The organism is Variovorax sp. PAMC 28711, from assembly GCF_001577265.1.
Classification (GTDB): Bacteria; Pseudomonadota; Gammaproteobacteria; order Burkholderiales; family Burkholderiaceae_C; genus Variovorax.
In genome coordinates this window covers 594,263-611,564 of the sequence record NZ_CP014517.1, presented here as the reverse complement: position 1 = coordinate 611,564, position 17,302 = coordinate 594,263, and the positions used below count along the sequence as shown (strand labels likewise).

Here is a 17,302-nt window from a genome sequence, read left to right as displayed (position 1 = left end):
CTGAAGTTTCAGCGCCGCCACTTTGAGTCTTAGGCCACCCCGAGATAGATCTGCTGGATGCGGTTGTCGGCAGCCATCTCGGCCGACGTGCCGCATTGCGCGACCTTGCCGTGCTCGAGCACGTACACGCGGTCGGCGATGCGCAGCGCCGACAGCGCGTCCTGCTCCGCCATCAGGATTGCCACGCCTCGATCGCGGATCGCGCAGATGGCCTCGAAGATCTGCTGCTTGAGCTTGTGCGCGATGCCCACCGAGGGCTCGTCGAGCAGCAGCAACTTCGGCGCACCCATGAGCGCCCGGCCGATGGCGACCATCTGCTGCTGGCCGCCCGACATCGTGCTGACGATCTGGCTGCCGCGTTCGTGCAGCACCGGAAAGAGGTTCAGCACCCAGTCGTAGTCTTTGTTGATCGCGTCGCGGTCGGTCCGCAGGTACGCGCCCAACATCAGGTTTTTGCGCACCGTGAGCTCGCCGAACAGGCGCCGCCCTTCCGGGCAGTGGCACACGCCGCGGCCGACCACCGCATGCGCCGGCAGGTTCTGCAGAGACACGCCCTCCAGTTGGAGTTTGCCGATGCCCTGTACCGTGCGCGAAATCGCCTTGAGCAACGTCGTCTTGCCTGCGCCGTTCGGCCCGAGCACCGCGACCAGTTCGCCGCGTTCGACGCCCAGCGTGATGTCTTCCAGCGCCATGGCCTTGCCATAGAACGCCTGGAGGTGTTCGATCTCAAGCAGCATGTTCCACCTCCTGACGGCCGATGTAGGCCTCGACGACGCGCGGGTTCTTCACGATGTCTTCGGGCGATCCCATGCCGATCACCTCGCCGAAATCGATCGCCACCACACGCGACACCAGTTTCATGAATTCGCGCAGCTTGTGCTCGATGAGGATGATGGTCAGCCCCTTTTCGCGGTGCAGGTGGCGGATGAGCACCGACACCTCTTCGATCTCGCCCGAGCCGAGGCCGGCGAACGGCTCGTCGAGCAGCAGCAGGTCGGGTTCGGTTGCGAGCGCGCGCGCGATCTCCAGGCGCCGCAAGTCCCCGTAGGAAAGCTGCTCCGACGGGTAGTGCGCCTTCGCGGCGAGGCCGGTGTCGGCGAGCAGCCGGTGCGCGCGCGCTTCGCGGTCGCCGGCGGGCACGCGCGGCCCGAGGCTGCCGACCAGCACGTTCTCCAGCACCGACATGCCGACGAAGGGCCGGCACAGCTGGAAGGTGCGCGCGATGCCCAGGCCGACGATTCGGTGCGGCCGCACGCCGCGAATCGATTTGCCATTGAGCAGCACCTCGCCGCTGTCGGCCGGGATGAAGCCGGTCAGCAGGTTGTAAAGCGTGGTCTTGCCGGCGCCATTGGGCCCGAGGATGCCGACGATCTCGCCCTTCTCCACGTCCATGCTGATGTTCTTGACCGCATGCAGGCCGCCGAAGTGCTTGTTCAGGTTGCGAACGGTGAGGAGCGTCATGCCGAGGCCTTTCCGAGGCGCGCGCGCAGCCACTGCCAGCCCGGTGCCACGATGCCCTTGGGCAAGAAGAACAGGATGAGGATCAACACCACGCTATAGATCATCAGGCGCCACTCGCCGAAGTCGCGCAGCAGCTCGGTCATGAGCGTGAGCAGCAGGGCGCCGCCGATCGCGCCGTAGATCGACGTCATGCCGCCGACGTAGACCATCGTGATGATGGTGACCGAGGTGACGACCGCGAACAACTGCGGGCTCACCTGCAGCTGGTAGTGCGCATACAGCGCGCCGCCCAGCCCGGCGAAGGCCGCGCTGATCGCGAGCGACGCCAGTTTGTAGAACGTGATGTTGAGGCCAGCGGCCAGGCAAGTGGCTTCGTCGCCGCGGATCGCACGCAGGATCAGGCCCCAGTTGGAGCGCGCGATCCAGGCCAGCAGCGCGGTCGTGAGCGCGAGCACCCCGATCACGAACCAGTAGAAATGCAGCGGGGACGACAGCAGGGGTTCGATGCCCTGGATGCCTTCTTCACCACCGGTGTACTCCCAGAAGATCAGCATGAGCCGCTGCATGATGACCGCGCCCGACAGCATCGCCAGCGCGAAATAGGGGCCCTTGAGCCGCAGCGTGGGAAAGCCCATCACAAGCGAGAAAAAGACCGCGACCAGCATGCCGGCCGGCAGCCCCCACCAGGGTCCGAGGCCCATGCTGGTGTTGAGGAAGCCGGCCGCATAGGCGCCCACGCCGATGAAAAGCGAGTGGCCGAAGTTCTCGCGGCCGGTGAGGCCGGACATGAAATCCCAGCTCACGGCCCAGATCCCGTAGATCGCCGCGACCGTGAGGACGCCGATCAGGTAAGTGCTTTGAATGACCAGCGGCAGCGCGATGAAGAGCGCGAGCACGAGGACGCATGCCGCAGCGTCGAGTTTTCGGAGTTTTCTGTGTTCCATGTGCAGTGCTCCGCCTCAGAACGCCGCCCGGCGGCCGAACAGGCCGGCCGGCCGGACCACGAGCACCACCAGCGTGATCAGCACCGACAGGATTTCGGTCCAAGCGGTCGACACGAGGTAGCTGACGATCGTCTCGGCGTAGCCGAGCATGAACGCCGCGATGATGCTGCCCGGAATCGAGCCCAGCCCGCCCAGCACCACGATCGCGAAAGCCTTGACCAGCGGCAGCAGGTGCATCGACGGATTGACCGAGAGGAACGGCCCGGCCATCACACCAGCGAGGCCCGCGAGCGCGGCCGAGATGCCCATCACCACCGAGAAGATGCGGTCACTCGGGATGCCCATGTACTGCGCGGCTTCCGGATCCTGCGAGATGGCGAGGATCGCGCTGCCGAGGCGCGTGGTGCGGATGAACACGTACACCGCGACGATCGCAATCACGCCGACCACGAGCGCGAGAAGGCGGGAGCCGGCCACGTCGACGCCGGCGATCGTGTACTTCACGTCCGAGAAGGCGGGCACGTTGCGGTACTCCGAACCGAAGGTGAGGAAGAGGGTCTGCTCGACCACCAGCGCGACGGCGAGCGACATCATGAGCACCGCGAGCTGTGAGGCCCGCATCGGCCGGATCAGTACCCGCTCGACCAGCATGCCGAAGATCGCGACGAACAGCACCGACAAGATGGCGGCCGCCCAGAGCGGCAGGCCGGCCACCGCCGTCAGCGTGTAGGCCCCGTAGGCGCCGAGCGCATAGAACGAGCCATGCGCGAGATTGAGGATGCGCGCCACGCCGAAGATCAGCGTGAACCCGACCGCGAGCATCGCGTAGATCGAGCCCGTGATGGCGCCGAAGATGAGAATCTCTGCCACGTGCAACTCCCGAGCCCCCGCCATGCGGCGACTCAACGGTCAGATGAAAAGGGAAAGAAAGAAGGCCCGGTGCAGCGCACGCGGGCCAGGCGGCATGACCGCTACTTCTTCGCCAGCCACGGCGGGCTGATCACCGGGCCGGTGCGCAGCGCCTTGGGCCACACGACGACGCGGTTGCCCTTGTCCTGCCATTGCGCGAACAGCAGGTTGTTGAAGCCGGGGCCGGCCTTGACGTCATGGTTTTCGTCGTACTCAAGCTTGCCGGCGATGCCGGGCATCGACGTCTTCTCCAGCGCCTTGATGATGGCGTCGGTGTCGAAGCTCTTGGCTTCCTCGACGGCGGCCGCATAGGCGTACACGCTGTCGTACGCGCCGTAGGCGGTGTAGACCGGCACGCGGTTCGTGCGCTTCTTGAACTCGTCGAAGAACGGAATGGTCTTGGGCGTCAGTGGTGCGCGCACCGCGAAGTTGGCGGCGATCTCGCTGATCGCCTTGCCCCCGACGCGCTCGTAGAAGTCACCGTCCATGCTCTTCACGTCGATGCCGCCGTAGGGAATCGGGAAGCGCGCGTCGTGCCACTGCTTGGCGAAGGTGTCGCTCGAGCCGTGCGACAGGATCACGATCATGAACTGCGCCTCGCTGGCTTTCACCTTGGAGAGCAGCGGCGAGAAGTCGGAGGTGCTCGCGTCGAACAGCTCGGTGATGCGCACGTCGGCACCGACTTCGCCGGCGCCCTTCTTCAGGATCGGCACGAGGTCTTGCACCCACTTCGCGTTTTCGCCGACGATCGCGATCTTCTTCAGACCCATCTCGCCGATCACGAGGCCCGAGATGAAGTCGACCAAGCCACGCGCCTGGTGCGCTGCGTTGATCGGGCCGGTGCGGAAGATGTACTTGTTCTTGTCGTAGTCTTTTCTCACACCGGCGGTGATCGACGGCGAGGCCGCGCCGACGCCCAGGTAAATGGTCTTGGACGCGGTGATGTGCGGCAGTTGCGCGAGCGTCACGCCGCTGGTGTAGCCGCCGATGAGCACATCAACCTTTTCATCGGCCGTGAGTTTCTTGATCGCGTTGATGCCGGCTTCGGGGTTTTCGGTTTCGTCCGCAACGGTCATCTCGAGCTTGCGCCCGCGCACACCACCCTTGGCGTTGATCTCGTCCATCGCGATCTTGATGGCGTCCTGCGTGTCGCGTCCGACCTGCAGTTGGATGGGTGTGGTGATGCCGAGCTTGATCGGCTTGTCTTGCGCTTGCGCAGTGCCGGCGAGCATGCCCGCAGCCATTGCCAGCCCGCACGCCCATGTCGTCTGACGGGGGAAAAAAGTCATTTGTCTCGCTCCTTCTGTGGATAGATGGAATCGTCGATGCGAGATTTTTTATGAAGCAAATCGTCTGCACCCAGCACGCGTCGCACGGCGCTTTTCAGTGCCGTTTTCGTGTGCCGAGCAAAGTGTAGACAGTTGTCGTCAAACCGTGGAATGCTGTTTGATAGTGGTTTACGCTAGATCGGAAGCAGGCGTCGGAGGGCTTCGAAAAACAGATCGGATTGCTCGCGCTCGCTTTGCACCTGCGCGGCGACGCGCGCCGCCAACGCGGCGTTCACCGGGGCCAGCGGCCGGCCCGTCGACTGCGCGATCACCTGGTGCATGCACGCGCGTTCGAGGTAGTAGAGATCGTCGTAGGCATGCGCGACGGTCGCGCCCGCGACGATGACGCCGTGGTTGCCGAGGAACGCGACATCCTTGCCGGCCATCGCGTGCGCGAGACGCTCCCCTTCGGCATCGTCGAGCGCGAGTCCGTTGTAGTCGTGATCGATCGCGATACGGTGCATGAAACGCATCGCGTTCTGGCTGAGCGTCGGATCGAGCGCGCGGTCGACAGTGAGCGTGAGTGCTGTCGCGTAGGGCATGTGGCAATGCAGCACCACCGCGTGGCCGGTGAGGCGATGCACCGCGCCGTGGATGAAGAGCGCCGTCGGCTCCACGCGATGCCGGCCCGCCAGGACGTTGCCCTGCACGTCGATCAGCACGATGTCGTCGAGACCGATCTCGCTCCAGTGCAGCCCGCGGGGATTGATGAGATAGCGGTCTTGCGCGCCCGGCAGTGCCACGCTGAAGTGGTTGCAGACGCCTTCGGACAAGCCGTGGTGCGCGGCGGCGCGCAGGGCCAGGGCGAGGTCGTCCCGCAGGCGGCGCACCGAGGGGCTGGCGTAGTCGGATTCAGCGGACATGGGGAATCGGCGTTGTGCCTTCGTGCGCCGCGATGAATTCGAGCGCGCTTTCTCGCACGGCGACCGCGCTCTTTCCCGGTTTGTAGAGCGCCGAGCCGATGCCGAAACCGACTGCCCCCGCAGCGCGCCATTCGGCCATGTTGTGTGGCGTGATGCCGCCCACCGGCATGAGCGGCGTGCCCTTCGGCAGGACCGCGAGCAGCGCTTTCACGACCGCCGGCGAAGCCAGCTCGGCCGGGAACAGCTTGAGCCCCGTCGCGCCGGCGGCCACGGCGCCGAAGGCCTCGGTCGGCGTCATCACGCCGGGCAGGCAGACCATGCCGAGATTCACGGCTTCGCGAACCACGTCGGCATCGAAGTTCGGCGAGACGATGAGTTCGCCGCCCGCCGCGTGCACCTCGCGCACCCGGCGCGCGTCGAGCACGGTGCCGGCCCCGACCAGCGCATCGGGAAAGCGGTCGCGCATCGACGCGATGCTCGCGTACGGATCGGGCGAGTTGAGTGGCACCTCGAGCAGTCGGAAGCCCGGCTGGACGATCGCGTCGCCGATGGCGGCGGCTTCGCCGGGCGTCAGGCCGCGCAGGATGGCGACGAGTGGCAGCGTGTGCATCGCGCCGGTGAATTTTTCGAGAGGTGTCATGCGGTTCATGGGTTGTCGAGAAAACCGGACAGCGCATACAGCCCGGCCCAGGTGGCTTCGGCGCCGAAGGTGCGCGTCGCGACGCCCTTGCTGCGCAACGCCAGCGCGTAGCGGTCGGTGAGCGACGGGGTGCCGATGAGCACGACGTCGCCGGTTGCACGCAGCGACTGGGTGCGCAGTTCCTCGCCGATCAGCACGCCGGAAAGATAGCTCGCCACCTCGGCGACCGGCATGCGTTGGAAGAGCGGCAGGGTGCGCGCGCTGAACGCGTTGTGCAGCAGCCCTTCGCCGTTGCCGGACTGCGTCACGCCTTGCAGGAAAGCCGCTCCGTCGAGCGGCGCGTCGGCGTCGAGCATGCGCGCCAAGATGGAGTGTTGGCCGAGCAGCGCATAGAACTCGCCCGTCATGAAGGTGCGGAATCCGGTCACGCGACCGCGCTGCACGGTGACCCATTTGTTGTGCGTGCCGGGCAGCACGAACACACCGTCTTCCAGGCCCGCCAGCGCCATCGCGCCGAAGATCTGCACCTCTTCGCCGCGCATGACATCGGGCACCCCGTCGTGCTCGCACTGCAGGCCGGGCACGATCGCGATGCGACCGTGCTCGATGTCGACGATCGCATGGCCGACGTCGGCAGGCGTCGCAGGGCAGGCGCAGTAGGGCGCTTCGATCCAGCCCTGCTGGCTGCCGGCCATGCCGGAGATCAGGCACCGCGTGTTCGGCGGTTGCATCCATGCCCCGAACAGCGAATCGAATACTTCGCCGAATCCACCCTTCGAAACGCTCAGAATGCCACGCGGATGGCTCTGCGTTTCGAGCACGGCACCGTCTGCATCGAGCAGCGCACCCCGCAACGATGTGGTGCCCCAATCCACTGCGACCAGACGCATTGAAATGTCTCCGAATTTTGTGCTTTCGAGGTCGACCTGTCAGGGTTTGTCCCGCGAGATCGACCTTTTCAATCATCATATGATAAGACCCGGAAGCCGTCTGCAACGCGGGGGTTTCCATTCACTCATCTGGAGAAAACTTCGTGCAACACACCCTGAAGACCGCTGCGTCATGAGTGACAAGGTCGAAGTCCTCGTCGTCGCGCCGCTGATGCCATTCTTGATGGAAGCGCTGCGCGGCCAATACACCGTGCATGACCGCATCCACGCCGGAGATCCGGCCGCGTTCGCCGCGGCGGCGCCGCGCATTCGTGCCATCGTCGCGAACGGCGAAGCCAAGGTGCCGCGCGCCCTGATCGCGCAGCTGCCAGCGCTCGAGATGATCTCGGTGTTCGGGGTCGGCTACGACGGGGTCGATGTGTCCGCGGCCCGCGAGCGCGGCGTGCCGGTCACCAACACGCCCGAAGTGCTGAACGACGATGTGGCCGACCTGGCCATCGGACTGCTGATTTCGATCGCACGGCGCATTCCGCAGGCCGACCGCTTCGTGCGCGGCGGCGAGTGGTTGAAGGGCCCCATCGCCCTGGCGCGCAAGGTGACCGGCGCCCGTGTGGGCATCGTCGGCATGGGACGCATCGGTCAGGCCATCGCCCACCGGGCGCTCGCTTTTCGCATGGAGGTGTCGTACACGGCGCGTTCGCCGCGCGACAACGTGCCCTACACCTACTACCCGGATGCCGCGGCGCTGGCCGAAGCGGTCGATTTCCTTGTCGTCATCACGCCGGGCGGTGCCGCAACGCGCGGCTTGATCGATGCGAGCGTGCTCAAGGCGCTCGGGCCGCAGGGCTATCTCGTGAACGTGGCGCGGGGCACCGTGGTCGACCAGCCGGCGCTGATCGAGGCGCTGCAGCAAGGCGTGATCGCCGGCGCGGCGCTCGACGTGTTCATCGACGAGCCCAATGTGCCGATCGAACTGAGCCGGCTGGACAACGTCGTGCTCACCCCCCATGTCGGCAGCGGGACGCGGCAGACGCGCGAGGCGATGGCCGACTTGACCTTCAACAACCTGCGCGCACATTTTGCGGGCGAGCCGCTGCTCACGCCGGTCGACGCCTGAACGCTGCGATGAGCAAGAACGCCCACGGCCAAACCGTCGACCTGTTGGGCGAAGCCATCGTTTCCGGGCGGTACGGCGAAGGCGCGATCATCCCGCCGGAGCCCATCCTCGGCGAGGAGCTCGGTGTGAGCCGAACCGTGGTGCGCGAGGCCATCAAGGCGCTGGCCGCCAAGGGTCTGATCGTCACCGGCCCCAAGGTGGGCAGCCGTGTGCTGCCGCAAGACGTCTGGAACTGGTTCGATCCGGACGTGATCGCTTGGCAGGCCCACGCCGGACTCACTCCGGAGTTCTTGCGGGATCTGCAGGACCTGCGACGCGTCGTCGAGCCGGCCGCGGTGCGACTGGCTGCCGAGCGCGCCAGCGATGTCGACATCGCCGAGATCGAGGCGGCCTACGCGGGCATGAAGCACGCCATCGAGCATGGCGGGGACTACGTGACCAGCGACCTGCGCTTTCACCATGGCCTGCTGCGCGCCGCGCGCAATCGCATGCTCACTCAAATGAGCAAGGCGTTGAACGCGTTGCTGCGCACGAGCTTTGAAATTTCCACTGCCCGCAGGAATGGCCCGGCGCTGTCGCTGCCGATGCATCGTGCCGTGCTCGACGCCGTCAAGGTGCACGACCCGGCGGCCGCCGAGCGCGCCATTTTGAAATTGATCGATGGTGCACGCGCGGACATCGAAGGCGTATTGGGCTCGCGCAGGAGCCTTCCAAGACTGAGCCGCCCACCGCCACGCCTCCAGGCGATCTGAGCCGCTGCTGATTTTTTCCACGTGTTCCCCGTGATTCCCAAAGAAGGAGACAACCGACCATGAAATTCAAACTGAAATCGCTGATCGCCCCGACGCTGATGGCGCTGGGGCTGACAGTCGCCGGTCAGGCGAGCGCGCAGCAAACACTCACCGTCTGGTGGGTCAAAGGCTTCTACAAGGCCGAGGACGACGCGCTGTTCGCGGCGATCAAGAAGTTCGAGGAAAAGCACAAGGGTGTGAAGGTCGAGCTGTCGCAGTATCCCGTTCAGGACATGATTCCCAAGACCGTGTCGGCGCTCGATTCGGGCAGCCCGCCCGATGTGGCGTACGCCGACGTGTACGACTTCCAGGTCACGGGGAAATGGGCCTTCGAGAACAAGCTCGAAGACATCAGCAGCGTGATCACGCCCATGAAAGCCCGCTTCGCGCCCAACACGGTGGAGACGACCTATCTCTACAACGATCAGGCCAAGGCCAAGGCCTATTACGCGTTCCCGATCAAGCAGCAGACCATGCACATCGAGTACTGGGACGACATGCTCAAGGAAGCGGGCTTCAAGGATTCGGATATTCCGACAAAGTGGAGCGACTACTGGTCGTTCTGGTGCGAGAAGGTCCAGCCGGCGAGCCGCAAGGCCAGCGGCAAGCGCACGTTCGGCATCGGCATGCCGATGGGCGTGGATTCGAGCGATGCGTTCTATTCGTTCCTGACTTTCATGGACGCCTACAACGTGAAGCTGGTGGACGACAGCGGCAAGCTGCTGGTCGACGATCCGAAGGTCAAGGCCGGCCTCGTCGGTGCGCTGACCGACTACACCCGTCCCTACATGACGGGCTGCACGCCGCCGTCGTCGACCAGCTGGAAAGACCCGGACAACAACGTCGCCTTCCACAACAAGACGACGGTGATGACGCACAACGCGACGATCTCGATCGCCGCGAAGTGGCTGGACGACATGAACAACGCGACGCTGACCCCCGAACAGCGCGAGGAAGCCAAGAAGAACTTCGAGGAGCGCATCCACACGGCCGGCTTCCCGAACAAGCCCGATGGCGGCAAGATGGTTTACCGCACCGCCGTCAAGACCGGCGTGATCTTCAGGGAAGCCAAGAACAAGGCGCTCGCGAAGGACTTCGTCACGTTTTTGATGCAGGAGGAAAACCTGACGCCGTATGTGGAAGGCTCCCTGGGACGCTGGTTTCCGGTCACCAAGGCCGGACAGGCCAGCCCGTTCTGGCAGGCCAACACGCACCGCAAGTCGGTGTTCAATCAATACGCGTCCGGCACCGTCACGTTCGAATTCACCAAGAACTACAAGTTCACGATCCTGAACAACGAGAACGTCTGGGCCAAGGCCATGAGCCGTGTCGTGACCGACAAGGTGCCGGTCGACAAGGCGGTGGACGAGATGATCGAGCGGATCAAGGTGGTGGCGAAGTAGAAGCTCGCCCCCAGGCTGCGCGGCACGTCGTGTCCGCGACGCCTTTCCCCTACCGGGGGCGACACCTGCGGCCCGGCGAAGCCGGTTCCGCGGTGTTTCTCGAATGAACCGTCCAAAAGAAAAAGGGGGGTGCATGAACAGCATTGCCACCACTGCGGCCGCCAGCGCGCCGCCACTGCAGCGCAAAGACCGCTGGCAGCACTGGGGCCGACTGATGGTCGTCCCCTACCTCATCATCTTTCTGGTGTTCGTGGTCTACCCGGTGTGCTACGGCCTCTGGCTGGCGCGGCACCCGCAAAGCTACGTGCACCTGGTCGAGGACCCGATCTTCTTCAGGTCGGTGATCAACACGCTGGTGTTCCTGGTCGTCGCCATCAACGTCAAGATGATCCTGGCACTGGTGCTGTCGGGCTTCTTCGTCACGTCGCGCTGGTGGATCAAGATCGTCTCGGCGCTCTTCATCCTGCCCTGGGCGATGCCGTCGATTCCCACCATCCTTTCGGTGCGTTTCATGCTCAACCCCGAGTGGGGCGTGATCAACACGACCATTTTCCGGTTGACCGGCCTGGACGGTCCCAATTGGCTCAACGATCCGATGCTGGCGCTGACCTTCGCCATGTTGATGCATGTCTGGAAGTCGTTGCCGTTCTGGACGCTGATTCTCGTGGCCGGTCGCCTTGCGATTCCGAGCGATCAGTACGAGGCGGCCTCGGTCGATGGCGCGACGTCATGGCAGAAGTTCCGGTTCATCAGCTGGCCGGCGCTCAAGACGCTCTACATCACCTCCACCATCCTGTCGATGATCTGGACGCTCGGAGACTTCAACAGCGTCTATCTGCTCACCGGCGGGGGCCCGGCCGACATGACGCATGTGCTGGCCACGCTGGGCATCCGTTACCTGCGGCTCGACCAGGTCGACTTGTCGATGGCATCGATCGTGGTGGCGATGCCGCTCGTGCTGCCACTGGTTTATTTCATGATGAAGAGGTTGTCCAAATGAGCCGCAAACGCTGGACTGCCAAAAGCGTCGGCACCGAGGCAAAGCTGGTCCTGATCGGCATCCCGGTGGTGTTGTGGACGCTGATCCCGATCTACCACATGGTGCTGTTCGCGATTTCTCCGAAGGACTCGGCGACCTCCGGCCGGCTCTGGCCGGATCACCCGACGCTGGGCAACTTCGCGACCGTGTTCCAGCAGAAGCACTTCTACCTGAACCACTTCTGGACGCAGCTGGGCAACTCGCTGTTGATCGCGGTGACGGTGAGCGTGCTGACGCTGTTTGTGTCGACCACCGCAGCGTTCGCCATCAGCCGGTTGCGCGTCAACGGAGGGCGCACGGTCATGAACCTGGCGCTGTTCACGTACTTCATTCCTGCCGCATTCCTGGCGGTGCCGATGTACAAGACCATGGGCAACTACGGGCTGCTCAACAGCCAATGGGCGCTGATCCTCGCCATGGTGACGATCGCTTCGCCCTATTGCATCTGGGTGTTGAAACAGGCGTCCGACAAGCTGCCCTACGAACTGGACGAGGCGGCCCGGATGGATGGCGCGTCGCCTCTGCAGCTGTTCCGCCTCGTGTACCTGCCGCTCATGGTGCCGTCGTTGGTGGCCGTTGGCACCTACGCGCTGCTGCTCGCCTGGAACGAATACCTCTACGCCTTCCTGCTGCTGTCGAACGACAGACAGATCACCCTTGCGGTGGCGCTCGGCAACTTCCTTTCGGCCGACGACTCGCCCTGGGAACTGCTGATGGCCACGGGCCTGATCTACGCGCTGCCGCCGGCGGCAATCTATTACGCCTTCAAGCGCTACATGGTGGGCGGCCTGACCGCCGGTGCCGTGAAGAGCTGACCGGGGAGAAACATGGCTTCCGTCTCTTTTCGCAATATCCAGAAATCCTTCGGCAAGGTCGACATCCTGCGCGGGCTCGGATTCGACATCGCCGATGGCGAATTCGTCGTGCTGGTCGGGCCCTCCGGCTGCGGCAAGTCGACCCTCTTGCGCATGCTCGCCGGCCTGGAAGACATCACGGGCGGCGAGATCCTGATCGATGGCCGGGTGGTCAACGATCTGGAATCCAAGGACCGCGACATCGCGATGGTGTTCCAGAGCTATGCGCTCTATCCGCACATGACGGTCGGCGAGAACATGGCGTTCAGCATGCGGCTGCGCAATGCCGACAAGGCGGTCACGGCGGAACGCCTGGCCAAGGCGGCAAAGATCCTGAACCTCGATCAGTTGCTCGACCGCTATCCGCGCGAGCTGTCCGGCGGCCAGCGCCAGCGCGTGGCCATGGGCCGCGCCATCGTGCGCGACCCGAAGGTGTTCCTGTTCGACGAGCCGCTGTCCAACCTCGACGCCAAGCTGCGCGTGGCCATGCGGGCGGAGATCAAGGCGCTGCACCAACGGCTCAAGACCACCACCGTCTACGTGACCCACGACCAGATCGAGGCCATGACCATGGCCGACCGCATCGTGGTGATGCACGACGGCGTCATCGAGCAGATCGGCACGCCGCTGGAGTTGTTCGATCGTCCGGGCAACCTGTTCGTGGCCCAGTTCATCGGATCGCCCTCGATGAATGTGCTGGCCGGGGTCGCCCGTGTGGCCGATGGCGAGCGCTGGGTCGACGCGCAGGGCGCGCGATGGCCGCTGCCGAGCGGCGCCGGCGTGACCGATGGCCAGGCCGTTCATTACGGCGTGCGTCCGACCGACCTGATGCTGTCCACGACCGGACAGGGCATTCCGGCGCAGGTGGTGGTGGTGGAGCCGACGGGCGCGGAGACCGAACTGCTGCTGCAGGTGGGACAAGAGAAGTTCGTGCTGGTGATGCACGGTCGGGCTGATGTGGGGCCGGACGATGGCGTCCACCTCACGCTCGATCCGGTCAACGCCCACGTCTTCGATGGCGCGAGCGGCGCGCGTCTGGGGTAAATCGGGCGGCTCCGAGTTCCCAGCCGACCCACGTGATATCGCACACCACACCCTTGATTGAAAGAGACACCGTCTTGAATCCCGTTCTGAAAAGCTTCGACCTCACCGGCCGCACGGCCTTGATCACCGGATCGAGTTCGGGCATCGGCTTCGCCCTGGCACGCGGACTCGCGGGGGCCGGGGCACGTGTCATCCTCAATGCCCGCAATGCCGCCAAACTCGAGAGCGCCGCCGAGGTGCTGCGAAACGAGGGCCTGCAAGTGCTCACGGCGGCATTCGACGTGACATCGGGGCAGGCGGTGGCCGACGCCATCGCGCGCATCGAATCCGAGGTCGGCGCGATCGACATCCTGGTCAACAACGCCGGCATGCAGCGCCGCGCGCCGCTCGAGCAGTTCGCCGAGGCCGACTGGCACGAGCTCATGAAGACCAACCTCGACAGCGTGTTCCTGGTCGGCCAGGCCGTGGCGCGCTGCATGATTCCGCGTGGGCGCGGCAAGATCGTCAACATCTGCTCGGTGCAGAGCGAGCTCGGCCGGCCCGGCATCGCGCCCTACACCGCCAGCAAGGGCGCCGTGAAGATGCTCACCAAGGGCATGGCGATCGACTGGGGGCCGCACGGGATCCAGGTCAACGGCCTCGGGCCGGGCTACTTCAAGACCGAACTGACCGAAGCGCTGGTCGAGAACGAAGAGTTCACGCAGTGGCTGGTCGGACGCACGCCGTCGCGGCGCTGGGGCGATGTGGAAGACCTGATCGGCGCAGCCGTTTTTCTTTCCAGCGATGCCTCGAACTTCGTCAACGGCCACATCCTCTACGTGGATGGCGGCGTCACCGCCACCCTTTGAAAGAAAGCACCATGGAAGCCCTTGTCATTCATGCCCCCGGCGACCTGCGCGTCGAGGAGGTTCCGACACCCGCACTCGGCGCCGACCAGCTGCAGGTGCGCGTGCGCTGTGGTGGCATCTGCGGATCGGACCTGCACTACTACCAGCATGGCGGCTTTGGCACGATTCGCATCAAGGAACCGATGGTGCTGGGCCACGAGATCGCCGGTGTCATCGAGGCGGTCGGTTCGTCGGTGACCGGGTTCGCTGCAGGGCAACGCGTGGCGGTGAGCCCGAGCCGCCCGTGCGGAACTTGTCGGTACTGTCAGCAGGGCCTGCAAAACCATTGCCTCGACATGCGCTACTACGGCAGCGCGATGCGCACGCCGCACGTGCAGGGCGCTTTCCGGCAGCAGATCGTGGTCGAAACGCATCAGGCGCACCTGCTCGCAGATTCGGTGAGCGACGGCGAAGGCTCGATGGCCGAGCCGCTGTCGGTCGCGCTGCACGCGGTGCGCCGCGCCGGCTCGCTGCTCGGCAAGCGGGTGCTGGTCACCGGCTGCGGCCCGATCGGCGCGCTGGCCATCATTGCCGCGCGAAGGGCGGGCGCCGCGCACATCGTGGCCACGGACGTCGGCGCGCATACTTTGGGCAAGGCGCTCAAGGTCGGGGCCGACGAGGTCGTCAACGTGGCGGACGAGCCGGACGGCCTTCAGCGCTTCACTGCCGACAAAGGCAGCTTCGATGTGCTGTTCGAGGCCAGCGGAAACGCCCGCGCGCTGGTCGGTGCCTTCGACGCGTTGCGTCCTCGCGGCATCATCGTTCAGCTCGGTCTGGGTGGCGAGATGACGCTGCCGATCAACACCATCGTGGCCAAGGAATTCGATCTGCGCGGCGCGTTCCGTTTTCACGAGGAGTTCGCCATGGCGGTGGGCTTGCTCAACAAGGGGCTGGTCGACGTGAAGCCGCTCATTTCCGCAACGCTGTCGTATCGCGATTCGGCCCGTGCCTTCGCACTGGCCGCCGACCGGTCGCAGGCCATGAAGGTGATCCTGAACTTCGACTGATCGCCACGCTGGCAGCCGCAACAGGCATTCCCGGCTACGTACGAAAAAAGGGCGCCGAGGCGCCCTTTTTTTGTGTGTACCGCTGAAGATCAGCGGTCGGTATCAGCGGTTGTTGAACGACCGGCCACCGCCGCCCGAACGGTTGCCGCCGTAGCCACCACCGCCGCCGCCGCCCTGGCGACGACCGCGGCCGCCGCCCATGCTGTCGACGCTGGTGCGCAACGGATCCGGCTGGCCCTGGGCCATGCTTTCGCCGGCTTCGGCGCGCAGATGCGCGACCTGATTGGCCTGCGTCGGGCTGTGGCTGTTGCCGTGATAGCTGGGCTGACGCTCGTCGTACAGCGCATGGGCGCTGCCGCCCTGCGCCGGGTTGTGGCGCGCCGGAGGACGCTGGCCTTGTCCCTGGGGCGCGCGAGGCGCACCCGGGCCGCCGGGACCGCGCGGGCCGCCGGGGCCACGCGGCGCCGGGCCTCGGCCGGCGGCATTGCGACCGCCGTTGCCACCATTGCCACCGTTGCCGGCGCCACCGCCCGCAGGCCCACGGCGCGGCGCACCGCCACCGCCGTTGTTCGGACGCGCACCGCCGCCGCCTTGGCCTGCCTTGTTCTCGCGAACGCGGGTGAGCATTTCGGTGCGGGCGGCCTTGGCAGCCGCCTGCATCACGTCGCGGCTTGGCGGACGGCCTGCACCGCCCCAGATGGTCTGGCGACCCATGGCGATCGGTTCGGCGCGTTCGCCTTCTTCGGGGCCGAAGCCTTCGACGATCTGCACCGGGATCTGCTGCTTGGTGAAGCGCTCGATCTCCTGCATGAAGCCTTCTTCGTCCAGGCAGACGAAGCTCACGGCCTCGCCGCTGTTGCCCGCGCGGCCGGTGCGGCCGATGCGGTGCACGTAGTCTTCGCTGACGTTCGGGATTTCGAAGTTGACGACGTGCGGCAGCTCGTCGATGTCGATGCCGCGGGCCGCGATGTCGGTGGCCACCAGGGCGCGGATGTCACCGCTCTTGAAGCCGGCGAGTGCCTGCGTGCGCGCGCTCTGGCTCTTGTTGCCGTGCAGGGCCATGGCCTCGATGCCGTTCTTGGTCAGGAATTCAGCCACGCTGTTGGCGCCGAACTTGGTGCGCGTGAACACGAGCACCTGGCTCCACTTGTGCTCGTTGATGATGTGCGCGAGCAGCGCCTTCTTCTTGCCGCGGCCGACCGGATGGATCACCTGCGTGATGCGCTGGACGGTTGTGTTGCGCGGCGTGACCTGCACGCTTTGCGGGTTCTTGAGCAGCTGCGCAGCCAGGTCGCGAATCTCGTCGCTGAAGGTGGCGGAGAACAGCAGGCTCTGCTTTTCCTTGGGCACCAGCGCGAGGATCTTCTTCACGTCGTGGATGAAGCCCATGTCGAGCATGCGGTCGGCTTCGTCGAGCACGAGAATCTGCACTTGCGACAGGTCGAGCATGCCTTGCTGCTGCAGGTCGAGCAGGCGGCCCGGCGTCGCCACGAGGATGTCGACACCCTTCTTGAGTTTGCTGATCTGCGGGTTCATGCCGACGCCGCCGAAGATCACGGTCGACTCGAGTTGCAAGTACTTGCCGTACGTGCGAACCGATTCCTCGACCTGTGCGGCGAGTTCGCGGGTGGGGGTGAGCACCAGGGCACGGATGCCGGTGCCGCCGAACTTGTTGGTCGCGCTGCGGCTCATGGTGAGCTTGTGCAGCATCGGCAGCGTGAAAGCCGCCGTCTTGCCGGTACCGGTCTGGGCGCCGCCCAACAGGTCGTGACCATCGAGCACGACGGGGATCGCCTGGGCCTGGATGGGGGTGGGGGTGTCGTAGCCGTGCTCAAGCACTGCCTTCAAGATGGCAGGAGCCAACTTCAGTTCTTCAAAATTCATTGGAATCAATAAGCGCCCTACACGGCGCAGTGGTATCGGCCCGCTTCGCGCCCATTCCTTCGGAGGAAGCAACGCAGAGCCAGTCAAGGCAGATGAGAGTCAGGAGTGGGAGCCGGAAGACCGTCTATCGCAAGCAGTCGCAAGGAAAGCGGGCTTCTTCGTCCCCGGCAGAGAGCCGGTGTTGCGGGCAACTGGACCCGGCAACGGAGGCAATTGTCGCACGAGACGATAATCGACGGTT

The 17,302-nt window shown here is 65.1% G+C and carries 17 protein-coding genes; 8 read left to right on the top strand and 9 right to left on the bottom strand.

The genetic code is table 11. From position 1 onward, the window contains the following. Window positions 1-29 precede the first annotated feature (29 nt). The 8 genes from AX767_RS03165 to AX767_RS03130 all read right to left on the bottom strand — a co-directional run bounded on the left by AX767_RS03165 (window position 30) and on the right by AX767_RS03130 (window position 7,035). Window positions 30-737 (bottom strand): ABC transporter ATP-binding protein, encoded by a 708-nt coding sequence (locus AX767_RS03165; protein WP_068628560.1) that lies wholly within the window; start codon window positions 735-737, stop codon window positions 30-32. After that, complete coding sequence (locus AX767_RS03160; RefSeq protein WP_068633297.1) at window positions 727-1,461, bottom strand: ABC transporter ATP-binding protein; 735 nt, start codon at window positions 1,459-1,461, stop codon at window positions 727-729. The genes AX767_RS03165 and AX767_RS03160 overlap by 11 nt, the downstream gene beginning before the upstream one ends. Beyond that, window positions 1,458-2,405 (bottom strand): branched-chain amino acid ABC transporter permease, encoded by a 948-nt coding sequence (locus AX767_RS03155; protein ID WP_068628558.1) that lies wholly within the window; start codon window positions 2,403-2,405, stop codon window positions 1,458-1,460. Before AX767_RS03155 ends, AX767_RS03160 begins: the two co-directional genes overlap by 4 nt. Window positions 2,406-2,420: 15 nt before the next feature. Further along, window positions 2,421-3,275: a branched-chain amino acid ABC transporter permease gene (locus AX767_RS03150; RefSeq protein ID WP_068633295.1), complete on the bottom strand. Its 855-nt coding sequence runs from the start codon at window positions 3,273-3,275 to the stop codon at window positions 2,421-2,423. A gap of 101 nt (window positions 3,276-3,376) precedes the next feature. Continuing rightward, on the bottom strand, window positions 3,377-4,603 hold the full coding sequence (locus tag AX767_RS03145) for an ABC transporter substrate-binding protein (RefSeq protein ID WP_082754777.1): 1,227 nt from the start codon (window positions 4,601-4,603) through the stop codon (window positions 3,377-3,379). A 173-nt stretch (window positions 4,604-4,776) separates the two neighbouring features. After that, entirely contained in the window at window positions 4,777-5,505 is a 729-nt protein-coding gene (locus tag AX767_RS03140) for an aldolase (protein WP_068628554.1), read from the bottom strand. Next, a complete protein-coding gene (locus AX767_RS03135; protein ID WP_082754775.1) occupies window positions 5,495-6,154 on the bottom strand; it encodes a 2-dehydro-3-deoxy-6-phosphogalactonate aldolase in 660 nt (219 codons plus the stop codon). Before AX767_RS03135 ends, AX767_RS03140 begins: the two co-directional genes overlap by 11 nt. Continuing rightward, the gene (locus AX767_RS03130; protein WP_068628552.1) at window positions 6,151-7,035 is read right to left on the bottom strand and encodes a 2-dehydro-3-deoxygalactonokinase; all 885 of its coding nucleotides are present in this window, start codon (window positions 7,033-7,035) and stop codon (window positions 6,151-6,153) included. Before AX767_RS03130 ends, AX767_RS03135 begins: the two co-directional genes overlap by 4 nt. Before the next feature lie 172 nt (window positions 7,036-7,207). On the opposite strand from AX767_RS03130, the gene AX767_RS03125 reads away from it, so the two are divergent. The 8 genes from AX767_RS03125 (at window position 7,208) to AX767_RS03090 (ending at window position 15,177) form a co-directional block, all read left to right on the top strand. Further along, a complete protein-coding gene (locus tag AX767_RS03125; RefSeq protein WP_068628549.1) occupies window positions 7,208-8,152 on the top strand; it encodes a 2-hydroxyacid dehydrogenase in 945 nt (314 codons plus the stop codon). Window positions 8,153-8,160: 8 nt separating this feature from the next. Next, the gene (locus AX767_RS03120; RefSeq protein ID WP_068628548.1) at window positions 8,161-8,904 is read left to right on the top strand and encodes a FadR/GntR family transcriptional regulator; all 744 of its coding nucleotides are present in this window, start codon (window positions 8,161-8,163) and stop codon (window positions 8,902-8,904) included. A 59-nt stretch (window positions 8,905-8,963) separates the two neighbouring features. After that, complete coding sequence (locus AX767_RS03115) at window positions 8,964-10,346, top strand: ABC transporter substrate-binding protein (protein ID WP_068628546.1); 1,383 nt, start codon at window positions 8,964-8,966, stop codon at window positions 10,344-10,346. A 133-nt stretch (window positions 10,347-10,479) separates the two neighbouring features. After that, window positions 10,480-11,346 carry a carbohydrate ABC transporter permease gene (locus tag AX767_RS03110; RefSeq protein ID WP_068628544.1) on the top strand — a complete coding sequence of 289 codons (867 nt, stop codon included), beginning with the start codon at window positions 10,480-10,482 and terminating at the stop codon, window positions 11,344-11,346. Then, the gene (locus AX767_RS03105) at window positions 11,343-12,200 is read left to right on the top strand and encodes a carbohydrate ABC transporter permease (protein WP_068628542.1); all 858 of its coding nucleotides are present in this window, start codon (window positions 11,343-11,345) and stop codon (window positions 12,198-12,200) included. The genes AX767_RS03110 and AX767_RS03105 overlap by 4 nt, the downstream gene beginning before the upstream one ends. A 12-nt stretch (window positions 12,201-12,212) precedes the next feature. Continuing rightward, window positions 12,213-13,283, top strand: coding sequence for an ABC transporter ATP-binding protein (locus tag AX767_RS03100; RefSeq protein ID WP_068628540.1), 1,071 nt, complete (start codon window positions 12,213-12,215; stop codon window positions 13,281-13,283). Between the two features lie 74 nt (window positions 13,284-13,357). Further along, the gene (locus AX767_RS03095) at window positions 13,358-14,131 is read left to right on the top strand and encodes a glucose 1-dehydrogenase (protein ID WP_082754773.1); all 774 of its coding nucleotides are present in this window, start codon (window positions 13,358-13,360) and stop codon (window positions 14,129-14,131) included. Window positions 14,132-14,142: 11 nt separating this feature from the next. Continuing rightward, window positions 14,143-15,177, top strand: a complete 1,035-nt coding sequence (locus tag AX767_RS03090; RefSeq protein ID WP_068628536.1) for an L-idonate 5-dehydrogenase — start codon at window positions 14,143-14,145, stop codon at window positions 15,175-15,177. Between the two features lie 102 nt (window positions 15,178-15,279). On the opposite strand, the gene AX767_RS03085 is transcribed toward AX767_RS03090, so the two are convergent. Beyond that, the gene (locus AX767_RS03085; RefSeq protein ID WP_068628534.1) at window positions 15,280-17,061 is read right to left on the bottom strand and encodes a DEAD/DEAH box helicase; all 1,782 of its coding nucleotides are present in this window, start codon (window positions 17,059-17,061) and stop codon (window positions 15,280-15,282) included. Window positions 17,062-17,302: the final 241 nt, after the last annotated feature.